Annotated in this window: 18 protein-coding genes, 1 pseudogene and 2 other annotated features; of the genes and pseudogenes, 17 read left to right on the forward strand and 2 right to left on the reverse strand. The window is 32.0% G+C overall.

The features are described from left to right. Positions 1-119 precede the first annotated feature (119 nt). The 5 genes and pseudogenes from CLVI_RS06585 to CLVI_RS06605 all read left to right on the forward strand — a co-directional run. Positions 120-514 (forward strand): annotated as a pseudogene (locus tag CLVI_RS06585) (ABC transporter permease); the annotation flags it as partial. A gap of 14 nt (positions 515-528) precedes the next feature. Then, the gene (locus tag CLVI_RS06590) at positions 529-1536 is read left to right on the forward strand and encodes an ABC transporter ATP-binding protein (protein WP_106059324.1); all 1008 of its coding nucleotides are present in this window, start codon (positions 529-531) and stop codon (positions 1534-1536) included. Further along, complete coding sequence (locus CLVI_RS06595) at positions 1536-2510, forward strand: ABC transporter ATP-binding protein (protein WP_207655336.1); 975 nt, start codon at positions 1536-1538, stop codon at positions 2508-2510. Before CLVI_RS06590 ends, CLVI_RS06595 begins: the two co-directional genes overlap by 1 nt. A 52-nt stretch (positions 2511-2562) precedes the next feature. Then, entirely contained in the window at positions 2563-4203 is a 1641-nt protein-coding gene (locus CLVI_RS06600) for a peptide ABC transporter substrate-binding protein (protein WP_106059326.1), read from the forward strand. A gap of 110 nt (positions 4204-4313) precedes the next feature. Continuing rightward, the gene (locus CLVI_RS06605) at positions 4314-4931 is read left to right on the forward strand and encodes an HD domain-containing protein (protein WP_106059327.1); all 618 of its coding nucleotides are present in this window, start codon (positions 4314-4316) and stop codon (positions 4929-4931) included. A 204-nt stretch (positions 4932-5135) separates the two neighbouring features. Here the strand turns inward: CLVI_RS06605 and CLVI_RS06610 are convergent, their stop codons facing one another. Then, entirely contained in the window at positions 5136-5837 is a 702-nt protein-coding gene (locus CLVI_RS06610; protein WP_106059328.1) for a DUF6873 family GME fold protein, read from the reverse strand. 140 nt (positions 5838-5977) lie between these two features. On the opposite strand from CLVI_RS06610, the gene ytxC reads away from it, so the two are divergent. The 12 genes from ytxC (at position 5978) to CLVI_RS06670 (ending at position 22639) form a co-directional block, all read left to right on the forward strand. After that, positions 5978-6865 carry a putative sporulation protein YtxC gene (gene ytxC, locus CLVI_RS06615; RefSeq protein WP_106059329.1) on the forward strand — a complete coding sequence of 296 codons (888 nt, stop codon included), beginning with the start codon at positions 5978-5980 and terminating at the stop codon, positions 6863-6865. Between the two features lie 36 nt (positions 6866-6901). Next, positions 6902-7023, forward strand: a sequence feature (ribosomal protein L20 leader region). A 24-nt stretch (positions 7024-7047) separates the two neighbouring features. Beyond that, positions 7048-7569, forward strand: coding sequence for a translation initiation factor IF-3 (gene infC / locus CLVI_RS06620; protein ID WP_106059330.1), 522 nt, complete (start codon positions 7048-7050; stop codon positions 7567-7569). A 21-nt stretch (positions 7570-7590) separates the two neighbouring features. Then, positions 7591-7788, forward strand: coding sequence for a 50S ribosomal protein L35 (rpmI, locus tag CLVI_RS06625; protein ID WP_106059331.1), 198 nt, complete (start codon positions 7591-7593; stop codon positions 7786-7788). Between the two features lie 24 nt (positions 7789-7812). Beyond that, positions 7813-8172: a 50S ribosomal protein L20 gene (rplT, locus tag CLVI_RS06630; protein WP_106059332.1), complete on the forward strand. Its 360-nt coding sequence runs from the start codon at positions 7813-7815 to the stop codon at positions 8170-8172. A 209-nt stretch (positions 8173-8381) separates the two neighbouring features. Then, positions 8382-9725 carry a TrkH family potassium uptake protein gene (locus CLVI_RS06635; protein WP_106059333.1) on the forward strand — a complete coding sequence of 448 codons (1344 nt, stop codon included), beginning with the start codon at positions 8382-8384 and terminating at the stop codon, positions 9723-9725. Positions 9726-9738: 13 nt separating this feature from the next. Further along, positions 9739-10410 (forward strand): potassium channel family protein, encoded by a 672-nt coding sequence (locus tag CLVI_RS06640; protein ID WP_106059334.1) that lies wholly within the window; start codon positions 9739-9741, stop codon positions 10408-10410. A 14-nt stretch (positions 10411-10424) separates the two neighbouring features. Beyond that, positions 10425-11213: a TrmH family RNA methyltransferase gene (locus CLVI_RS06645; protein WP_106059335.1), complete on the forward strand. Its 789-nt coding sequence runs from the start codon at positions 10425-10427 to the stop codon at positions 11211-11213. 36 nt (positions 11214-11249) lie between these two features. Continuing rightward, positions 11250-11471 (forward strand) — a binding site (T-box leader). 58 nt (positions 11472-11529) lie between these two features. Then, positions 11530-12549, forward strand: coding sequence for a phenylalanine--tRNA ligase subunit alpha (gene pheS, locus CLVI_RS06650; protein ID WP_106059336.1), 1020 nt, complete (start codon positions 11530-11532; stop codon positions 12547-12549). 13 nt (positions 12550-12562) lie between these two features. Then, positions 12563-14938 carry a phenylalanine--tRNA ligase subunit beta gene (gene pheT, locus CLVI_RS06655; RefSeq protein WP_106059337.1) on the forward strand — a complete coding sequence of 792 codons (2376 nt, stop codon included), beginning with the start codon at positions 12563-12565 and terminating at the stop codon, positions 14936-14938. Between the two features lie 198 nt (positions 14939-15136). Beyond that, complete coding sequence (gene gltB, locus CLVI_RS06660) at positions 15137-19690, forward strand: glutamate synthase large subunit (protein ID WP_106059338.1); 4554 nt, start codon at positions 15137-15139, stop codon at positions 19688-19690. A gap of 14 nt (positions 19691-19704) precedes the next feature. After that, the gene (locus tag CLVI_RS06665; RefSeq protein ID WP_106059339.1) at positions 19705-21192 is read left to right on the forward strand and encodes a glutamate synthase subunit beta; all 1488 of its coding nucleotides are present in this window, start codon (positions 19705-19707) and stop codon (positions 21190-21192) included. A 124-nt stretch (positions 21193-21316) separates the two neighbouring features. Next, positions 21317-22639 (forward strand): metallophosphoesterase family protein, encoded by a 1323-nt coding sequence (locus CLVI_RS06670; protein ID WP_106059340.1) that lies wholly within the window; start codon positions 21317-21319, stop codon positions 22637-22639. A 78-nt stretch (positions 22640-22717) separates the two neighbouring features. Here CLVI_RS06670 and CLVI_RS06675 read toward each other — a convergent pair whose 3' ends face one another. Beyond that, positions 22718-23935 carry a CapA family protein gene (locus tag CLVI_RS06675; protein ID WP_170065613.1) on the reverse strand — a complete coding sequence of 406 codons (1218 nt, stop codon included), beginning with the start codon at positions 23933-23935 and terminating at the stop codon, positions 22718-22720. Positions 23936-24045 lie beyond the last annotated feature (110 nt).

Here is a 24045-nt window from a genome sequence, read left to right on the forward strand (position 1 = left end):
TAAATCCAACTCCATTCTTTTTATCTTAGCAATAAAATTATAATGGATAATTTATGTATTGGGGAGATGTTTTTACATCTCCTTTATTTTTTTGCTACCTTTGCCTACTAAAATTATACTCTAACGCTAGAATTGTTAGAGGGGATATCCTTCAGCTTAAGGAACAGGATTTTGTATTAGCTGCAAAGGCTTTAGGTGCATCAAAATTCAGAATATTAATTAGACATCTAATACCAAATTGTATTAGTTCTATATTAGTAACTTTAACATTACTAATTCCTCAAGCTATCTTTACTGAAGCTTTTTTAAGCTTCTTAGGACTTGGAATTAATGCTCCGCTAGCATCTTTAGGAACGTTATGTAATGATGCAATGAAGGCAATATACGTACATCCGTATCAATTATTCTTCCCAGCTATTACGATTAGCATTATCATATTAGCATTATCATATTAGCATTTAACTTATTAGGGGATGGGCTTACAGAAGCTTTAGATCCTAAGAATCAAAGATAAATAAGGAGATCAAAATGGAAAAATTATTAGAAGTTAAAGGACTTAAAACCTCATTTGATACACATATAGGAACAGTGCAGGCTGTTAGAGGAATAGATTTATATTTAAATAAAGGTGAGGCAATAGGAATTGTTGGTGAATCAGGTTGCGGTAAATCAGTAAGTATGATGAGTATAATGAGATTGCTTTCTAGTAACGGAAGATTAGTTGACGGTGAAATAATGTTTGACGGAAAGGATATTTCTAAGATTCCTGAAAATGAGATGGAGAATATTAGAGGAAATAAGATTGGAATGATATTTCAAGATCCCATGACTTCCTTAAATCCAGTGCTAACTATTGGAGCACAGCTAATAGAACCGTTAACTAAGCACAAGGGAATGAAGAAAAAAGAAGCAATAGAAGAAGGAATTAGAATGCTTAAATTAGTTGGTATTCCAAGTCCTGAAAAAAGAATAAAACAATATCCACATGAGTTCTCAGGTGGGATGAGGCAAAGAGCAATGATAGCCATGAGCTTGGTTTGTCAGCCAAATCTAATTATAGCAGATGAGCCAACCACAGCATTAGATGTTACAATTCAAGCACAAATATTAGATTTAATGAAGGATCTTAAAGATAAATTAAATACTGCAATTATATTAATAACCCATGATTTAGGCGTAGTTGCAGACTTATGCTCTAGAATATATGTAATGTATGGTGGAATAATTGTTGAAGAAGGAACTGACGAAGATATTTTTTATAGAGGAAGACATCCGTATACTTGGGGTTTGTTAAAATCTATACCTAATCCTAATAGCAAATTAAGGGAAAAACTTATTCCGATTGAAGGGCAACCCCCAGATTTATTTAAACCACCAGTAGGGTGTCCTTTTGCAGAAAGATGCGAATATACTATGAAAATATGTATAGAAAAACAACCTCCTTTGTTTGATTTAGAAACGGGACATAAAGCAGCTTGTTGGTTATGTCATAAAAATGCACCAAAGGTTGATACACCAATAAGGGGGGAAGAATAATGTCAGAAAAAGAAGTAGTATTGGAGGTTAAAAACCTTTGCAAATACTTTCCTGGAAATAAAGGAATGTTTAGTAAAAAAAGTCATATAAAAGCTGTTGATGATGTTTCCTTTACAATAAGGAAGGGAGAGACATTAGGACTCGTAGGAGAATCAGGTTGTGGTAAGACTACTACTGGTAGGACTGTACTTAAACTTTATAATCCTACTTCAGGAGAAATAATTTTTAAGGGAAAAGATATATCAAAATTAAGTGAAAAAGAAATGATACCATTAAGAAGAAAAATGCAGATGATTTTTCAAGATCCCTACGCTTCTTTAAATCCAAGAATGACTGTTGGAGACATTATTGGAGAAGCTATAGACATTCATAAATTATATACTGGAAAAGCTAGAGATGAGAGAATAAGATTTTTATTAGATAAAGTAGGACTTAATGGTTCTAATATTAATAGATACGCTCATGAATTTTCAGGAGGTCAAAGACAAAGAATTGGTATTGCAAGAGCTCTTGCCGTTGAACCTGAATTAATTATTTGTGATGAACCGATATCAGCCCTTGATGTTTCTATTCAAGCTCAGGTTATAAATATGCTTGAAGAACTTCAAGAGGAATTTGGAATGACTTATTTATTTATAGCTCATGATCTATCTATGGTAAAACATATTTCAACTCATATTGGAGTAATGTATTTAGGGAAAATAGTAGAGAGGGGACCAAGCGATGACGTTTATTCAAATCCGTTGCATCCTTATACAAAGGCGTTATTATCCGCTGTACCAATACCAGATCCTAGAGCAGCTAAGAATAGTAAAAGAATATTATTAGAAGGAGATATCCCATCTCCTATAGACCCCCCTGCTGGTTGCAGATTTAAGAGTAGGTGTAAATATGCTACAGATGTATGTGGAACAGATGATCCAATAATGACAGAAGTTGAAGAAGGACATTTTGTAGCCTGTCATAATTTATAAGATATTTTTTGTTATAAACAAATTATATAAAATTTTACTAGGAGGAATGAAAATGCAAAAAAATAAATGTATAAAAATTTGTGCAGCAATGTTAACGGTTGCTCTAGCAACAACATCATTTGTTGCTTGTGGAAAAAGTGACACTCAATCTGGGCAAGAAATGATTCACAATTTAGGAGCGGAGGTAAAAACAATAGATCCAGCTCTAAATAATGCCGTTGATGGTTCTACAGTAATTGCAAATGCTTTTGAAGGCCTTTGTAAAACAGATGAGAATAATAAGGCAGTCCCTGGTGTAGCTGAATCATGGGATATATCAGAAGATAAATTAACTTATACATTCCATTTAAGAGATGATGCTAAGTGGTCAGACGGAGAAGCAGTAACTGCTAAGGACTTTGCTTATGCTTGGCAAAGAGTACTAGATCCAACAACTGCATCAGATTATGCTTTTCAATTATATTATATTAAAGGTGGAGAAGAATTTAATACTGGAAAAGGTTCGGCAGAAGAACTTGGAATTAAGGCTGTGGATGATGCGACTCTAGAAGTTACATTAGCAAAGCCAACAACTTACTTCTTAGAATTAACAGCTTTTCCAACATTAATGCCAGTTAGAGAAGATATTGTATCAGCGAATCCAGATAGTTGGACTCAATCACCTGATGATTACATATCTAATGGTCCATTTAAATTAGAAGAATACAATATGAAGGATTCATATATATTTGTAAAAAATGATAATTACTATGATTCTGATGAAGTTAAGCTTGATAAGTTGACTTTCAAGATGATGAATGATGAGACTTCAGCGTATGCATCTGTAAAAAATGAAGAAATTCAGATGAGTGACATAGTTCCAAAGGCTGAAATAACATCAGGGAAAGAAGAAGGGCTAGTTCAAGTATTTCCACAAGTTGGGACATATTACTATTGTTTAAATGTAGGAAATAACAATGATAAATTAGATGCAGAAGTTCAAGAAGCATTAGGAAATAAGGACTTTAGACATGCACTTAATCTTGCTATTGATAGAAAAAGTATAGTTGAAAATGTAACTAAGGGTGGGGAAACACCAGCATACTCATTCGTAGCAACAGGAATTCCTGGAGGAGAAGAAGGTAGTGAATTTTCAGATAAGCACTACTGGGATGAAAACAAATATGATGTTGAAGGTGCTAAGGCATTATTAGCTAAGGCTGGATATCCAAATGGAGAAGGTCTTCCAACATTCGAATTAAAATATAATACAAAAGAAAATGAAAAACTAGTTGCTGAAGCAATACAACAAATGTGGGGCGAAGTTGGAGTTAAAGTTAACTTAGTAAATGAAGAATGGGCAGTGTTCCAAGATTCAAGGTCAAGTGGTAACTATGAAATTGCTAGACATGGATGGATAGGAGACTATGTTGATCCAATGACTTTCCTAGATCTACTACAAACAGGTTTAGGAAATAATAATGCTAAGTTTGCAAATGCTAGTTATGATGGATTGGTTCAAGAGGCAATGATGGAAACTGATTCTGTAAAAAGAGCAGATTACTTAAGGCAAGCAGAAGATATATTAATGGAAGAGATGCCAATACTTCCAATATACTATTACACTCAAGTTAAGGCTGTTGCTGAAAATGTTAAAGATATAAGAGTATCGCCATTGGGTCAAATATACTTTGACAGAGCATATCTTGCTTAATAATCTTTAAATCCTGTGATAAGGTTTTGCCTTATCACAGGATTTTTTTTATTTGTTTTGGGAACAATACAGTTATACAGTTGTAAAGATTATTAGGTAGGTGATTAAATTTGCAAAAAAACAATCTCTTTTCCAATATTGAAGATCATTTATTACAAGATAAAAAACCTTCAGTATACTTGGAAAAATTAAAAGAAGACGGATTTTTTAATGAAATTCCTTATATAGGATTAAAAAAACTTGAAGGGATTATGCAATCACCTAAACATCATCCTGAGGGGAATGTTTGGGTTCATACTATGATGGTAGTAGATGAAGGCGCGAATCATAGGGATGAAGTTGAAGATAAAAGAGCTCTTATGTGGACACTTCTACTTCATGACATAGGTAAAGTGAAAGCTACTAAATTAAAAAAAGGTAGGTGGGTTTCCTATGATCATGACAAAGTTGGGGAAGTGGATGGAAGGGGATTTCTTGAATATTTTACCGAAGATGAAATTTTTATTAATAAAGTCACTAAATTAATAAGATACCATATGCATTTATTATATATAATTAATAAACTTCCCTATGCGGATGTTGAAGGAATGTTAAAGTCGACAGATATTAATGAACTCTCTATAGTTTTTCTAAGTGATCGTCTTGGTAGAGGCGGTGTAACCAATCAAGAAAAGGAAGAGATATTAAGGGAAATACAAAGTTTTAAAAAGAATTATTCAAAAAAATAAGAAGTAGAACAATTTAGATATTAAACACGTAATATATATAGAATTAAGGCATAATCAAAAAAACAACAAACTAGTATGCTTGCCTATTTTGCGTCATACTGCGATGGCAAGGTTCACTCATAGCTTAATTATTAGTGAACCTTACCGCCTTGTTTGACACTAAATATACATCGCAGCTTTGATCTGTTATTTCTTTTCATGCGCCTAAAGGGTGAGAAGGCTTCCTCTATCCACTAGTTTACCACGTTTTAAGGGGATTGCTTCAATATCATATTTGTAAAGAAATTTATATATATCATTTCCAAAACAATAATGTTCAAGTTGCCCAAAAAGAGCAAGTTTGTTTTCAGAAATCATTCCACCAGTCCCGCCTATAAATCCATAATCTAATGAGGGAAGAAGAATATCACCTGGAGGAATAAGTAATACATCCATATTTTCTTTTGTCATAGTTTTGTAAATACCTTTATCATTAGTAATAATAGCATTATTTCCAATTGGTAATACTGAACATTTAGTATAACCTTGATTAACGTTAACACTTATTTTGGAACCTTGATTTTTAATTAAGTTTTCATCAGTATAATTTAAGTTATGAACAAAATAATTTTCTAATATAAGTGCGTTTAACATTATATTGCTGGGATAAAATTTTCCTAGTTCTTCTTTAGATAAGGTATATTTAATTCCATTCAATTTTAAAATGTTTAGAAAATCTTTAGGGATATGTTTTTGAACTATTATATGCTTATTTAATTTATCTATTATATTTAATTGTATATCAACGTGTCCATTTATTGCATCATAAACATCACAACATTTTGGTACTTTAATAGGATCACATCCTAAATTAATAAGATTAATTATTTCTTCCTCGGTGGCTCTATAATCAATAAAACAAATCATAAAAAACTCCTAACAAAAGTTTATATAGATAAACTACTATTAAAAGACATAAAAAGCAAGAGAATTAAGAATAAAAAATAAATTTTGCATATAGCTGAAATTTTTATACATACTATTACTAGGAAGGAAGTGAAAATCCCATGGTTGTACAAGAATTGGCTTATTCAGGGGACTTGGACGTTGTTAGGGAGCTACAAGAATTAAAGGCACTTCTAAAGAAAAAAAATATAGTTATAGGAATTGTTGAAAGTTTAGACGGGATAACGCATGTAATAAAAGTAGTATGCGATGATGAAGGGGATAATGAAAAGAATTATACTAGAATAAATTTGTATATAAGCAATATTCTATATAATATAGTTATTCAAGAGTATAAAGAAAAAGAGATGTTTCAGTTTTTAACGGATACATACTTTTTTTTGAAACAGGAAGAAATATTAGAGGTAGAAGAAAAAATTATGAATGTTCTTCTCTTAGGCGGAATGCCTAAAGATAATATATTTATATATTGTTCTAATAAAGTTAATACTATAATAGAAAAAATTAAAGGTTGTATAGAAGAAAATAAGAAAATTAATATAAATGGATTTATTACATTTAGGATGAGAGAGTTAAGGGAAGATATAGAACAAGTAATTGATAAAGTAGTAGAAAAATATATGGTTGAAAAGGAATATAAAGAATTTATTGGTCTACTTAAATATTTTGTTGACATACAGGAAAGCAAAATAGAAGAAGTTAATTTAATTGTTCAACCATTAGGTGGGTATATTATTAATGATGGTTATGGAGAAGATATATTCAGTCTATTTTTAAAGGATTTAACAGAATGTAAATTGGGAGTTGATGCAAATATTGAAGATATTTTAATAAGTGGATTAATTACAAATGCACCAAATCATATTATTATTCACAATAAGCAGGAATGTGCAAACAAGGAGTTTATAGATACAATATTAAGTGTTTTTGGAAGCAGAGTTACAATATGCGATGGATGTGAACTTTGTACTTCTATAATAATAAAATAAGTATTGACAGTAGAAATTTTAATTGATATACTAGACTAAGTTAAGAAGGAACAGCCGTTTCTCACCTACAACGCCAATTGGCAGTTAGTATGGTTATTTATCACGATAATTTTGTTGATAATATAGGACGGCATAATATGCCGTCCTTTTATTATATGTAATATTACTTTTATTTTTCGGAGGTGAAAACTATTAGCAAAAAATTTATAATTAATGAAGATATAAGAGAAAAAGAAATAAGAGCAATAGCAGCTGATGGAAGTGCACTAGGAGTTATATCAACTAGGGATGCTCAAGCGATGGCTGATGAAGCAGACTTAGATCTAGTTATGATATCACCAGGAGCTAAACCACCTGTTTGTAAAATTATGGATTTAGGAAAATTCGTATATGAGCAAGCAAAAAAAGATAAAGATGCTAAGAAAAAACAAAAAATTGTCAGTGTCAAAGAAATAAGAGTAAGTCTTAGAATAGAAGAACATGACATTGATATTAAAACTAAGAATGCAAGAAAGTTCCTATTGGATGGAGATAAAGTTAAGATCACTGTCAGATTTAGAGGCAGAGAGATGGAACTTGGTTATTTAGGCCAAAGAATTCTTGAAAAATTCTCTTCTAAGTTGGAAGATGTATGCATAATAGAGAAATCAGCCAGAAGAGAAGGAAGAAATATGACAATGATTGTAGGCCCTAAGAAGGTATAAACAGAGAGGAGGAATTTAGAAATGCCAAAAATGAAAACTCATAGAGGTGCAGCAAAAAGATTCAGAAAGACAGGTTCAGGAAAATTAAAAAGAGCAAAGGCTTTCAGAAGTCATATCCTAACTAAGAAGAGTCCAAAGAGAAAGAGAAAACTTAGAAAAGCTGGATATCTTAATTCTACTCAAGAAAAAATAATGAAGAAATTATTACCATACCTATAGGATATGGATTAGGAGGTTTAAACAATGGCAAGAGTAAAAAGAGCGGTCAATGCTCGTAAAAATCATAAGAAAGTTTTAAAGCTTGCAAAGGGATACTACGGTGGGAAGAGCAAGTTATTTAAAACTGCTAATGAATCAGTTATAAGAGCATTAAGAAATGCTTATATTGGAAGAAGATTAAAGAAGAGAGATTATAGAAGACTATGGATAGTTAGAATAAATGCAGCAGCAAGAATAAATGGTATTACATACTCTAAATTTATGAATGGTATGAAGTTGGCTGAAATTGATATAAATAGAAAGATGTTATCTGAAATAGCTATCAATGATCCAAAGTCATTTGCTGATTTAGCAGATCTAGCTAAGAAAAAAATAAACGCTTAATATATAAAATAAAATGCGACCTTAGGGCGCATTTTATTTTATAAAAAAATCACAAATAGTATACTGAGTCTTGTAGCTAAGATGCCTTGTTACATAAGGCTTTACAAGATAAAGTATGCTTTTTTTTATAGTTGAAATAAATATAATAATAATATATACTAAACATACAAAAATAAAGTATAGAGAATATAATTATTGGAGCTATTATTATGGAGAATAAAAGAAAAAAACATAAAATGAATGCAGTGAGAATTTTGGCATTGGGTTTTTTGGGGGTAATATGTATGGGCGGGATATTATTATCTCTTCCTATATCCTCGGTTAGTGGAGAATTCACAAATTTTTTAGATTCTTTCTTCACCTCTACATCAGCAGTATGCGTAACTGGACTTGTAACCCTTGATACATGGACTCATTGGAGTACATTCGGGCAAGTTGTAATACTGTTATTAATAGAAACGGGTGCTTTAGGATTTATGTCTATTGCAACTTTCGCAGCTATATTGTTTGGAAAAAAGATAAGCTTGAGAGAACGTTTAGTAATGCAAGAATCCATGAATGCTTTCAATATTCAAGGATTGGTTAAAATGGTGCAATATGTAGTAGGATTTACACTTTTAATTCAGTGCATAGGAGCAGTAGTTTTATCTACACAATTTATACCGCAACATGGTATAGGTAAAGGAATTTATTTTAGTGTGTTTCATGCTGTATCTGCCTTTTGTAATGCCGGTTTTGATTTGAATGGAAACTTTGTAAGTCTCGTTCCTTATGCTGGCAATTGGGTTATATTATTAACATTAAGTGCTTTAATTATAGTGGGTGGACTAGGATTTGCAGTAATCTTAGAGCTCTATAATTATAAAAAGATTAGAAGAATATCCACCCACGGAAAGTTAGTTTTGTTAGTAACTGCAATATTAATTTTTGGTGGAACTCTAGTCATGTTTTTATTAGAATACAAAAATCCAAATACTATAGGTCCTATGAGAATTGGAGATAAAATAGTAAACTCGTTTTTTGCAGCAGTTACTCCGAGAACTGCAGGTTTTAATAGTATCTCAACGGATAAGATGACAACAGCAGGTGCTTTTATGACTATATTATTAATGTTTGTAGGAGGATCTCCAGGTTCTACAGCTGGTGGAATTAAAACTACAACTCTTGGAATAGCTATAGTCACAGTTATATGTATAATTAGAGGCAGAGAAAATACTGAGGCTTTTGGAAGAAGATTTTCTAAAGAATTAGTATATAGAACTTTCGCACTTTTAATGATAGGGGTTACTTTGGTAATGGTTGTAACCATGATTCTTTCGATAACAGAAAGCGGAGAGACTTTCTTATCTCTTTTATATGAGGCAACTTCAGCCTTTGGTACCGTTGGTTTATCAACAGGAGTGACACAAAGATTGAGTTCTATTGGCAAAATAATTATAATGATTACTATGTACTGTGGTAGAGTAGGACCACTTACGGTATTATTAGCCTTAGCGCATAATAAAAAGCGTAACGGATATAAATATCCAGAAGGAAAGATATTAATAGGGTAGGAGTTGAATATATATGGCTAATAAACAATATGTAGTTATAGGTCTTGGGAGGTTTGGATCATCTGTTGCACAGACTTTATATTCCTTAGGAAATGATGTATTAGTTATAGATAAGGATGAAGACTTAGTTCAAGATATGTCAGATAGTGTAACTCATGCGGTTCAAATGGATGCTACAGATGAAGGGGCACTTAGAACTTTAGGCATTAGAAATTTTGATGTAGCTATAATTACTATAGGTGGGAATATTCAATCAAGTATAATGGCGACATTATTAGTTAAAGAATTAGGCATAAATCATATTGTTGCTAAAGCAAATAATGACCTTCATGCCAAGGTATTAAAAAAAATAGGTGCTGATAGAGTTATTTTACCAGAAAAGGATATGGGAGTTAGAGTAGCTCATAATATATCTTCATCTAGTATTCTTGATTATATTGAATTATCAACAGATTACAGTATTATAGAAATAAAGGCTCCACGTGAATGGCTAGGCAAAACTATAATGACTCTTAAGTTAAGAAGTAAGTATGGTATCAATGTAATGGCAATAAAAAACAATAATAAGGATATTAATATCTCACCTTTGCCAGATGAAGTGATTCATGAAGGTGATGTTTTGGTTGCCGTAGGTGGGTCAGAGGATTTAGTGAAACTTGAAGGTATGATAGTTAAATTGAAATAATTGAGGTGTTCATTTTGGTTTTAATTGAAAGCAAGGAAAATAAATTATACAAAGAAACCAAAAAACTTAAAGATAGAAAAGGAAGGAATAAAAGTTGTAAGTATATAATAGAGGGATTTAGGCTTATTTCAGAGGCTTTTAAAGCTAATCTTTCTATCGAATATATATTCCTTAACAGTGAAGGTGAAGAAAAACTTCAATCCTATTTAGGGGATTATATAAAAGAAGATATCCAAATGTATAAATTAAGTGATAGATTGCTAAATGATTTATGTTTTACAGAAACACCACAAGGTATAGTGGCGGTGGTAGAAATGAATACATTGGATATTGGATTTAAAGGCAGCTTCTATTTGTTATGTGATAAAATACAAGATCCAGGTAATTTAGGAACTATAATAAGAACTGCGCATGCAGCAGGGGTTGATGGAATTATATTAACTAGAGGTACGGTGGATGTATATAATGATAAGACCATTAGAGCTACTATGGGGTCGTTATTTCATATACCTATAATAGTTGATGATGAAAATAATACACTTATTAAGGAACTTATAGATAAAGGGTTTTCATTACTTGCAACTTCCCTTGCAGGGGATAGAAATTTCTTTCAAGAGGATTTAAGTGGTAATATTATAATATCTGTAGGGAATGAAGGTAACGGCGTCAGTGAAGAAATATATAAGCTTTCTAACAAGAAAGTTAAGGTTCCAATGCCAGGTGGAGCAGAGTCGTTAAATGTTGCGATTGCCACATCTATCATATTGTATGAAAAAGTTAGACAAAATCAGTTGAATTCTTAGAGAAATATTTGTATACTTAGAAAAGTAATAGAATATTTATAAACTGTGAATGAGTAAGTAGGTATAATAAATCTTCAAGGGAGAAAGGGTCTTAGACTGGAAGCCTTTTTAAGGAGAGTTATATTGAAATTCCCTCAGGAGTTCTAGCTATGAAATAATAGTAATGGCTAGCGGGAAACCGTTATTTTAATTAGAGTTGGGTTTTTACTGTTGTGGTAATACCAATTAGGGTGGTAACGCGGATAATTCGTCCCTTTTTATAGAGGGATGTTTTTTTTATGTAGAAAATTTTATGGCATTAGAAAGGAGAATAGAAATGCAAAAAAAGTTAATGGAAATTCAAGAAATAGCTTTAAAAGTAATTGAAGAAGCTAAAGATATTACAGCAATTCAAGATATTAGAGTTAAGTACTTAGGGAAAAAGGGCGAGCTTACTACTATCTTAAAGAGTATGGGGGGGTTATCTAATGAAGAGAGACCTATTGTCGGCAAGATGGTTAATGATGTAAAAAAAATAGTAGAGGCTAAATTGGAAACTATTTCCAAGGAAATAAAGGAATTACAAAAGAATGAAAAACTTAAGAAGGAAGTTATAGATATTACTCTTCCAGGTAAAAAACAAATTATTGGTAAGAGACATCCATTAGAGTTAACAGTAGAAAGAATGAAGGATATTTTTATATCTATGGGATTTACTATCGAAGATGGACCAGAAGTGGAACTTGACTATTATAATTTTGAAGCTTTAAATATTCCAAAGAATCACCCTGCTCGGAGTGAACAAGATACCTTCTATATTAATGATAATATAGTTTTAAGAACTCAAACTTCACCAGTGCAGGTTAGAGTTATGGAGAAGCAAGAACCTCCAATAAAGATGATTTCACCAGGAAAGGTTTATAGAGCGGATTCTGTGGATCCAACTCACTCTCCAATTTTTTATCAAATGGAAGGGCTTGTAGTTGATAAAGGAGTAACTTTTGCAGATCTTAAAGGAACACTTGAATTATTTGCAAAGAAAATGCTTGGAGATAAGGTTAAAACTAAATTTAGGCCACATCATTTTCCTTTTACAGAACCTTCAGCTGAAATGGATGCTACATGTTTTGTCTGTGGTGGAAAAGGCTGTAATGTTTGTAAGGGATCAGGTTGGATAGAATTATTAGGCTGTGGTATGGTTCACCCAGATGTACTTAAAAATTGTGGTTTAGACCCAGAAGTATATAGCGGATTTGCTTTCGGATTTGGTGTTGATAGAATGGTTATGCTTAGCTATGATCTTGATGATATCAGATTATTATATGAAAGTGACATGAGATTCTTAAATCAATTCTAAAGGAGGATACAAAATGAAAATACCATTTAATTGGATAAAAGATTATGTTGATATAAATGTAGAGGCTAAGGAGCTAGGAGATATACTTACTTTAACAGGTTCTCAGCTTGAGGAAATTGAAATTCAAGGAGATAACATTAAAAATATAGTAGTATGCCAAATTGAAAAAATCGAAAAACACCCAGATGCTGATAGATTACAGGTTTGTCAAGTGAATATTGGAGACGAGATAATTCAAATAGTTACGGCTGCAGATAATATGAAAGAAGGGGATAAGGTTCCTGCTGCTCTTCATAAATCTATAATTTCAGATGGGACAGAAATTAAGAAGGGTAAGATGAGAGGCCTTTTATCTAATGGTATGTTCTGTTCTGAAGAGGAACTTGGAATTGCAGGAGACGAACCAGTACATGGTCTTATGATATTGCCTTCTGATGCTCCAATTGGTAAGGATATAAAAGCTTATTTAGGACTAAACAAGGCAATTTTAGATTTTGAGATTACATCTAACAGGCCTGATTGCCTAAGCATGGTTGGTATGGCAAGAGAAACAGCTGCAGCTCTTGATACTGAATATAGGATGCCGAATATTTCTTTTGAGGCTAAATGTTCTAAGAATATTAATGATGAATTAAAGGTAGAAATAAAGAGTGATCTTTGCAGAAGATATATGGCTAGAGGCGTTAAAAATGTTAAGATAGCTCCATCGCCAGGTTGGATGCAAGAAAGATTATTAGAAGCCGGTGTTAGACCAATTAATAATATAGTGGATATTACTAATTTTGTAATGCTTGAAATAGGTGAGCCAATGCATGCCTTTGATGGTAGGGAATTAACTGAAGGGAAAATAGTAATTGAGAGAGCAAAAGATGGAGAAAAGTTTACAACTCTTGATGAGACAGAAAGAGAACTTAATTCAAATTTTCTTTGTATTAAAGATGGAGATAGAACAGTAGCATTAGCTGGTATTATGGGTGGGTTAAACTCTGAAATTCAAGATGATACTAGTGCAGTTATATTTGAATGTGCTAACTTTAATGGAACTAATATTAGAGTGAATTCAAAGACATTAGGTATTAGAACAGAAGCTTCTTTAAGATTTGAAAAGGATATAGACCCAAATCTTGCCTTAGTTGCGTTAGACAGAGCTTGTGCTTTAGTATGTGAATTAGGTGTCGGAGACGTTATGGAAGGCACTGTTGATGAATATCCTTCAGTAAAAGAAATTTCATATATAACAGTATCTTCAAGCTGGATTAATACTTTTTTAGGCACAGAAATAACTAAGGAAGAAATGAAGAAAGCTTTAGACTCTTTAGATTTAAAAACAGAAATAAATGAAGATAACTTAGAAATAACTGTACCAACTTTCAGAGTGGATATTAAAATCAAGCAAGATATAGCAGAAGAAGTAGCTAGAATTTTTGGATATGATAAGATTCCAACTACAGTATTTGATGTAACTCCTTTAAGGGAAAATAAGCATAAGAATGATATTTTAAGAGAAGTAGTTATTGATTCATTAATAGCTTCAGGATTAAATCAATCAATTTCCTATTCATTTGTATCCCCTAAGGTATTCGATAAGATTAAAGTGGAACAGGATTCAGAATTAAGAAATGTAATTAAAATAAAGAATCCATTAGGGGAAGACTTTTCAGTAATGAGAACTTCTACTTTGCCATCTATAATGGAATCATTAGGAAGAAATTACTCTAGGAATAACGAGTATGCCGCTCTTTTTGAAATAGGTAAGGTATATATAAAGCAGGAAGATGAAAGTAAACTGCCTATAGAAAGAAATATTTTAACTATTGGAATATATGGAGAATATGATTTCTTAGATTTAAAGGGTATAGTTGAAAATGTATTGGATAGACTTGGAATTACAAAGGGTAAATTCCTTAGAGAAAGCCTAAATCCGACATTTCATCCAGGAAAAACTGCTTCTGTTCAATTAAGAGGGAAGAGTGTGGGGATCTTTGGAGAAATACATCCAGATGTTCAAGAAGTTTATGGAGTAGATAAAGAATGTTATGTAGCAGAACTTGATTTAGATTTATTGTACTTAGCTGCAGATACTAAAAAACCTTATACTCCAATTCCTAAGTTCCCAGCTGCAACACGTGATATAGCAGTATTAGTTGATGATAGTGTTCTTGCTCAGGATATTGAAGAAACTATCAAAAAAGCAGGTGGAGCATTAGTTGAAAGAATAAGATTATTTGACATATATAAGGGAACTCAAATAGCAGAGGGTAAGAAAAGTATAGCTTATGCTATAGTTTATAGAGATCCGAAAAAATCATTAACTGATAATGATGTAAATAAGGTTCATGATAAGATATTAAAAAGCTTAGAGAATAAAATAGGTGCCGAATTAAGGTAGAAAAAATTAGCAACAAGATAAAATCTTGTTGCTATTTTTTTACCTTAATTCATGTAAATTAGAAGCAATAGTTCAATAAATATTAAAATAACATTGATTTAAACAGAATATTTTAATATAATAGAAAAGACAGTATATTTACATATTATAAAAAATACAGTATATTTATTATAAACGACATAAGAAAGGATAATGTATATGAGAGATAAGAATGTTAAGAATAGTGAAAATTTAGGAATGTACAATCCAAGATTTGAACACGATAATTGTGGAATAGGAGCTATAGTAAACATTAAAGGGATAAAAACTCATGAAACTGTAGCTAATGCCTTAAAAATAGTAGAAAATTTAGAACATAGGGCTGGTAAAGACGCTGAAGGGAAAACTGGAGATGGAGTTGGAATACTATTACAAATATCTCACAAGTTCTTTTCTAATGCAGTAAAATCTTTAGGAATAGCTCTAGGTGAAGATAGAGATTATGGAATAGGAATGTTTTTCTTCCCTCAAGATGAATTAGCGAGAAATCAAGCGAAAAAAATGTTTGAGATAATAGTAGAGAAAGAAGGCTTAGAATTTTTAGGCTGGAGAGAAGTACCAACAAAAGCTTGCGTTTTAGGTGATAAAGCAGTTGAATGCATGCCTTGTATTATGCAAGGATTTTTAAAGAGACCAAAGGATATTAAAAGAGGATTAGATTTTGATCGTAGACTTTATGTAGTACGTAGAGTTTTTGAACAAAGTAACGATAACACTTATGTTGTATCTATATCAAGTCGTACAATTGTTTATAAGGGAATGTTTTTAGTAGGACAATTACGCTTATTCTTTGAAGACTTACAAAATCCAGAATATGAATCAGCTATTGCTATGGTTCATTCACGTTTTAGTACTAATACAAATCCAAGTTGGCAAAGAGCACATCCAAACAGATTTATAGTGCATAATGGTGAAATTAACACTATTCGTGGTAATGTTGATAAGATGCTTGCCCGAGAAGAGAATATGTCATCTAAGTATTTAAAGGATGAAATGCATAAGGTTCTCCCTGTTGTAAATCAACAAGGGTCTGACTCTTCTATGCTTGATAATGCTCTTGAATTTTTAGTAATGAGCGGTATGGATTTACCTCTTGCTGTTATGATTACAATACCAGAACCTTGGAGTAAGGATAATAACATAAAACAAAGCAAAAAGGATTTTTATCAATATTACGAAACAATGATGGAACCATGGGATGGACCAGCATCAATATTATTTAGTGATGGAGATATTATGGGAGCAGTATTAGACCGTAATGGATTAAGACCTTCTCGTTATTATATTACAGATGACGATTATCTAATTCTTTCTTCAGAAGTTGGTGTTTTAGATATTGATCCTTCTAAAATTATTGTGAAGGATAGATTAAGACCTGGTAAAATGCTGCTTGTTGATACAGTACAAGGTAAACTTATTGATGATGAAGACTTAAAAGAACGTTATACAAGCAAGCAACCTTATGGAGAATGGATTGATAGTAATTTATTAAGGCTTAAGGATCTTAGTATTCCAAATAAAAAGGTCAAGGAGTATACAAAAGAAGAGAGCGCAATGCTTCAAAAGTCTTTTGGTTATACTTATGAAGATGTTTCAACTTCAATTCTTACAATGGCTAGAACTGGAGCAGAGGGTATTTCAGCGATGGGTGCAGATAGTCCTATAGCAGTATTATCTAATAAGAATCAGCCGCTATTTAATTATTTTAAACAACTTTTTGCACAAGTAACAAATCCACCAATAGATGCAATTAGAGAAGAAATTGTAACTTCAACTTCTGTATATATAGGGGAAGATGGTAATATATTAGAAGAAGAAGCCGTTAATTGTAGAGTACTTAAGGTAGATAACCCAATACTTACTAGTACAGATTTGCTTAAGATTAAGACAATGAAGGTAGATGGCTTTAAGGTAAAAGAAATTTCAATTATATATTATAAGAATACTTCTTTAGAACGTGCCATAGAGCATCTTTTCCTTGAAACAGATAGAGCATATAGAGATGGAGTTAATATTATAATTCTTTCTGACCGTGGAGTGGATGAAAATCATGTGGCAATACCATCTTTACTTGCAGTATCAGCTCTTCAACAACATTTGGTAAAAACAAAGAAGAGAACTTCATTAGCTATGATACTTGAAAGTGGAGAACCAAGAGAAGTACATCACTTTGCAGCTTTATTAGGTTATGGTGCTTGTGCTATTAATCCATATTTAGCTCAAGATAGTATTAAAGAGTTAATAGATAATAAAATTCTTGATAAAGATTATTATGCAGCTGTAAATGATTATAATAAGGCAATACTCAAGGGAATTGTTAAAATTGCATCTAAGATGGGTATTTCAACAATTCAATCTTATCAAGGGTCACAAATATTTGAAGCAATTGGTATTAATATAGAGGTTATTAATAAGTATTTTACTAACACAGTAAGTAGAGTAGAGGGAATTAGCCTTAAAGATATTGAAATAGATATAAACGAACTTCATGCTAAAGCTTTCGATCCATTAGGACTTAACGTAGATTTAACTCTTGATAGTGTAGGAAGTCATAAAGCTCGTTCAGGACAAGAAGAACATTTATATAATCCAAAGACAATTCACCTATTACAACAAGCAGCTAGAAATAAAGATTATAATTTATTTAAAGAATATACTTCATTAATAAAAGGTGAGACTGATGCTGTTAATATTAGAGGATTATTAGACTTTAATTATCCAGAGGAAGGTATCTCAATAGATGAAGTAGAAAGTGTTGAATCAATAGTTAAGCGTTTTAAAACTGGAGCAATGTCTTATGGATCTATATCCAAGGAAGCTCATGAAACTATGGCTATAGCCATGAATAAACTTCAAGGTAAGTCAAATAGTGGTGAAGGTGGAGAAAGCTTAGACAGATTAACAGTTGGACCTGATGGACTTAATAAATGCTCTGCAATTAAACAGGTTGCATCAGGAAGATTTGGTGTTACTTCTAGATATTTAGTAAGTGCAAAGGAAATTCAAATCAAAATGGCACAAGGAGCTAAACCAGGAGAAGGTGGGCAACTACCAGCTGGTAAAGTATATCCATGGATTGCAAAAACTAGATACTCAACTCCTGGTGTTGGATTAATATCTCCACCACCTCATCATGATATTTATTCAATAGAAGATTTAGCGCAGTTGATATATGACTGCAAAAATGCAAATAAGAATGCTAGAATATCTGTTAAGTTAGTATCAGAAGCTGGTGTAGGTACTGTTGCAGCTGGTGTTGCAAAGGCTGGTGCACAAGTAATTTTAGTTTCAGGTTTTGATGGAGGTACGGGTGCAGCACCTAGAAACTCAATCTATAACGCAGGACTTCCTTGGGAACTTGGACTTGCAGAAACTCATCAGAATTTAATTATGAATGATTTAAGATCAAAGGTTGTTATAGAAACAGATGGTAAGCTTATGAGTGGTAGAGATGTTGCAATTGCAGCCCTTCTTGGAGCAGAAGAATTTGGATTTGCAACAGCACCTCTTGTTACATTAGGTTGTGTAATGATGCGTGTATGTAATCTTGATACATGTCCAGTAGGTATAGCAACACAAAATCCAGAACTTAGAAAAAGGTTTAGTGGTAAGCCAGAATATGTAATGAACTTTATGCAGTTTGTTGCTGAAGAACTTAGAGAGTACATGGCAAAGTTTGGTATACGTAAAGTTGATCAACTAGTTGGTAGAACAGACCTTTTAAAACAAAAGGATGATATCTCTGGAAGAAGAGCTAGAACTGTTGATCTTTCAAGAATATTAAATAATCCTTACGCAGGAGAAGAATACGGCGTTGATTATAATGAAAAACAAATATATGATTTTAAATTAGAAAATACAGTAGATGAAAGAATATTACTTAAAAAATTGAAATCAGCTCTTCAAAACAAGCAAAAGAAAACTATAGAGATAGATGTATCTAATGTGGATCGTACTCTTGGAACAATTTTTGGGGCTGAAATTACAAAACGTTATAATGACACGCTAGAGGATGATACGTTTACTGTTAAGTGTAATGGTAGCGGTGGGCAAAGCTTTGGAGCATTTATTCCTAATGGATTAACTCTTGAACTTGTAGGAGATAGTAATGACTATTTCGGTAAGGGATTATCTGGTGGTAAGCTTATTGTTTATCCTCCAAAGAATGTAAAATTTAAACAAGATGAGAATATAATTATTGGTAATGTTGCATTGTATGGCGCAACTAGTGGTAAAGCTTATATCAATGGTATTGCTGGAGAAAGATTCTGTGTTCGTAACTCTGGAGCTACAGCAGTAGTAGAGGGAGTTGGTGAACATGGCTGTGAATACATGACTGGTGGTTGTGTTGTTGTACTTGGTAAAACAGGCAAAAACTTTGCAGCAGGTATGAGCGGAGGAATTGCTTACGTAATTGATGAAAATAAAGATTTATATATGAGGCTAAATAAGGAACTTGTTTCTTCAGAAGCTGTTACTTCAAAATATGATGTATTAGAATTAAAAAGAATAATTGAAGATCATGTGAAAAATACTAATTCAGTAAAGGGTAAAAAGATTCTAGATAATTTTGAAGAATATTTACCAAAGTTTAAGAAGATTTTACCACATGACTACAAGCGTATGCTTATGGCAATTGTCCAAATGGAAGAAAAAGGATTAAGTAGTGAGCAAGCACAAATTGAAGCATTCTATGCTAATACAAGGAAATAGGGGAGGAAGAAACTATGGGAAAACCAACAGGTTTTTTAGAATTTGACCGTGAAAATAGTAAAGCAATAAAGCCAAGAAAAAGAATAAAAGATTTTAATGAATTTCACATACCCTTATCTAAGGAAAGACAAGAGACTCAAGGAGCACGTTGTATGGAGTGTGGAGTGCCTTTTTGTCAATCAGGAATTGTTTTAAATGGAGCAACAACAGGTTGCCCGATAAATAATTTAATACCAGAATGGAATGACTTGATTTTTAATGGTAATTGGGAACAAGCATATAATAGGTTATTAAAAACTAATAATTTTCCTGAGTTTACAGGTAGGGTATGTCCTGCTCCTTGCGAGGCAGGATGTACATGTGGACTTAATGGTATATCAGTTTCAATAAAAGATAATGAAATGGCAATTATTGAAGAGGCATATTTAAATGGATTTGTGAAGGTAGCAGCACCAAAGGTTAGAACTGGTAAAAAAATTGCAATAGTAGGATCAGGGCCTTCTGGACTTGCTGCTGCAGACCAGTTGAATAAACGTGGACATCAAGTAACTGTATATGAAAGAGAAGACCGTATTGGTGGACTTCTTATGTATGGTATTCCAAATATGAAGCTTGAGAAACATGTAATAGACCGTAAGGTTGATATTATGAAAGCAGAGGGAGTTGAGTTTGTAACTAATACTAATATTGGTACTAACTATAAAGCTTCTAAACTTATGAGAGAATATGATAGTGTAATACTAGCTTGCGGAGCATCTACTCCACGAGATATTAAGTCCCCAGGAAGAGAAGCTAAAGGAATTTACTTTGCAGTAGATTTTTTAAAGGCTACAACAAAAAGTCTTTTAAATTCTAATTTAGAAGATGGTGAGTATATATCTGCTAAGGATAAAAAAGTCATCGTTATTGGTGGTGGTGATACAGGAAATGATTGTGTTGGTACATCAGTTAGACATGGCGCAACATCTATTATTCAATTAGAAATGATGCCTAAGCCTCCAGACGAGAGAGCACAAAATAATCCTTGGCCAGAATGGCCTAAAGTTTCTAAGACTGATTATGGTCAAGAAGAAGCTAAGGAAATATTTGGTGAAGATCCTAGATCTTATGAAACAACAGTAAAGGAATTTATAAGTGATGAGGCAGGAACATTAATTAAAGCTAAAATTGTTAAACTTACAAGTAAACGTGATGAAGAATCTGGAAGAATGTCAATGGTAGAGATTCCAGGATCAGAATATGAAGTAGAAGTTGATTTAGTATTAATTGCTGCTGGATTCTTAGGAAGTGAAAGTTATGTTACTAAGGCTTTCAATATAGAAGTAAATCAGCGTTCAAATGTAATTACGGAAGAGGATAAATATGCTACAACTGTCGAAAAGGTATTTGTAGCAGGAGATATGCACAGAGGGCAATCACTAGTTGTTTGGGCAATTAGAGAAGGTCGAGAAGTTGCAAGGGAAGTAGATTCATACTTAATGGGATATACTAATTTACAATAATAATACTAAAAGAGTTAATGTTCTAACTAAGGAACATTAACTCTTTTTCTTTTGAGATACTTTTCTTTTTTAATAAGCATATTATTATAGAAGTATGAAATTTGCAAAATAGGAGGGAAAGGTAATGAAAATCCAAATAAAAAATAAATTAATTTCTTTAATTATTGCAAAAGTCTCTAAAGTTGTAGAAAAATCAAATGTATTTATACATTTAATGGACAGTAATCAATTTGTATCTTTACATAGGAGGAAAAATCTTAGATTTGTAGTAGTAAGTGACATTCATATTGCTCCAAATAAGTGTCTTGAAAAAAGAAAACTTAAAAACGTATTTTCTACAATGTATAATTTAGATTCTAACATGGATGCTATAGCTATTGTAGGAGATTTAACAGATGGTGGTAGTGAAAAAGAATATAATGCCTTTAAAAGAATATTGGATAAAAATAAGAAAGAGGAAACTATATTAATTGCTTCAATGGGTAATCATGAACAGAATACACCTTCAAAGTTCAGCTCAGTTACAGGAAGGAATCCAAGGGAAAATATAACTATTAATGGGTACCATTTTATTACCGTAAGTCCTCGATTAAGTGAAGATACTTATGGTGGTAGTAGATATAATTTAGATGAAATTTGGATGAAAGAACAGTTAGAACATGCTATCTTAGAGGATGGCGATAAACCTATATTTGTATTTATCCATCATGGAATTAAAAATACTGCATATGGGACAGATCAGTGGTATACAGAAGATTTTGAAAAAATATTTAATAATTATCCCCAGGTTATACAATTTTCAGGGCATTCACATTATCCATTAAATAATCCAAAGAGCATATATCAAAAAGCGTTTACTTCAATAAATACTTCAACTACAAGTTATTTTGAATTAGAGACTGGGATGATGTATGGAACAATTCCTCCAAAAGCAAATAGGGCATGTCAGATGATGGTTATAGAGGTTGCTGGAGCAGCTGTACAGATAAGAAAATTGGATTTATCATCAGGAGAATATATAGGCAAAGATTGGATAATTAATACTGCAGAAGGCAAAAATAAATTTAAGTATGTTGAGTCCAGAGCACAAAAAAGCATTGCACCCTACTTTGAAGAGAATGCAAAGGTTATAATTAATAAAATAAAAAGTGATAGTTGTGTAGTTACGCTTAATCAAGCTAAGGTCAATGATAGGGCAGATGAGTGGTTAGATGATATTGTACATTCCTATAAGTTTGATTTTATAGATAAAAAGACAGGAGAGATATTCGATAGCTTTAAAGTATGGTCTGAATTTTATATTTTACCAAGAGAAGATTGTTTAGTTCAACAATTTAATCAATTAAAAGCAGATACTGATTATGTGATAGTTGTAATGGCTTATAACGCTTATGGAAAGGTGAGTACAAATCAAGTGAGGTCATCGTTTAAAACAAAGCATTTATAATTAAACTAAGGAGCTAATAATCATAAAAGAGATAGTGGCTCCTTGTTTATAATATAAATTTCTCTTGTTTAGATTTAATTAAGAATTAATGGTAGCTTCTGTAGAACTATAGGAATTTTGTGCTTTATTAAAGACTTCTTGTCCATAATCTTTACCTTCCTCAGTTTCAAGCAATTCTTCAAGAGAGAGTATCGTGTAACAAAGTTTTCCATTAGTATCTATATATTTATATACCCAGGTTGGTTTAGTTTCATGGGACTTTAAAGATACATTGTTATTACTATCTTTATAAATATTAAGCTTTACCATAAGACCATCCTCTGAACGAATATTTCCTATTGTCTCTTGGCTTTGATTAGAAATAAAATTTCCTAAGGAATAGCATACTAATGTTTTCTTCCCGGAAACCTCATTAGTAATGGTTCTAATAGGCTGTACAACATGAGGATGACTACCAATAATTACATCAAGCCCATAAGAATTCAATACACTAGCTAAGTGTTCTTGATCAGAACTCGGTAATGATTCATATTCATTTCCCCAGTGAATATAAAAAATAGTAAATTCAGCTCCATCATTTTTCATAGCTTCTAGAGTTGAGTTCATATTTTGTAGATCCTTCTCAAGGGTACTAAAGTCAAAAGCATTAATCTTTCCTTCTAATTCGCTTGGAATAGGGATGCCATTTAACATTTTATTACCAAGGTTATCTGTTTCTGAGTAAGTATAATCAGTTATTCCGACCTTTATACCATTAAGATCCTTAATAATATAATTTTTATCAATAGCATTATTTTTTATGCCTAATACATCAAAGTCATTAGATTTAAGGGCATTAAATGTGGAATTAAAGCCCTCAACACCCTGATCTAATGTATGATTATGGGCAGATGCTAAAACATCAAATCCACTATTCTTTAGTGATGGCAATAGAGCTGTAGGGCTACTAAAGCAGGGATATCCAGTAAAGCTCGATTGATCTGCAAGGTAAGATGTCTCAGAATTACATATAGCTAAATCTGAGTTTGTTATATAATCTTTAACATTATATAAAATAGAATCAAAATTATAGGTTTCTGTAGTACTATCATAAACAGAGTCCACTACAGGCATATGCATAACAAGGTCACCTGCAGCTACAATTGAACATTCCTTTGCCTCATTTGCTACAGTTGGTTCTGTTAGAACAGAACTAGATTCTGAAGTTTTTATAGAACTAGTATTACAGGATAAAAGTAATATTAAAGAAAATAAACACATATATAATGCAAATAATTTACCAATAAATTTTTTCAAAACCATCACTCCTTTTACATATAATACCAATTAAAAAGCATAATGTAAATAAATTACATTATTTCTATAGACTATAGGCTAATTGATTTAATAAGTTGTCTTGTTTTATA

The sequence above is a fragment of the Clostridium vincentii genome (assembly GCF_002995745.1).
Taxonomy (GTDB): Bacteria; Bacillota; Clostridia; order Clostridiales; family Clostridiaceae; genus Clostridium; species Clostridium vincentii.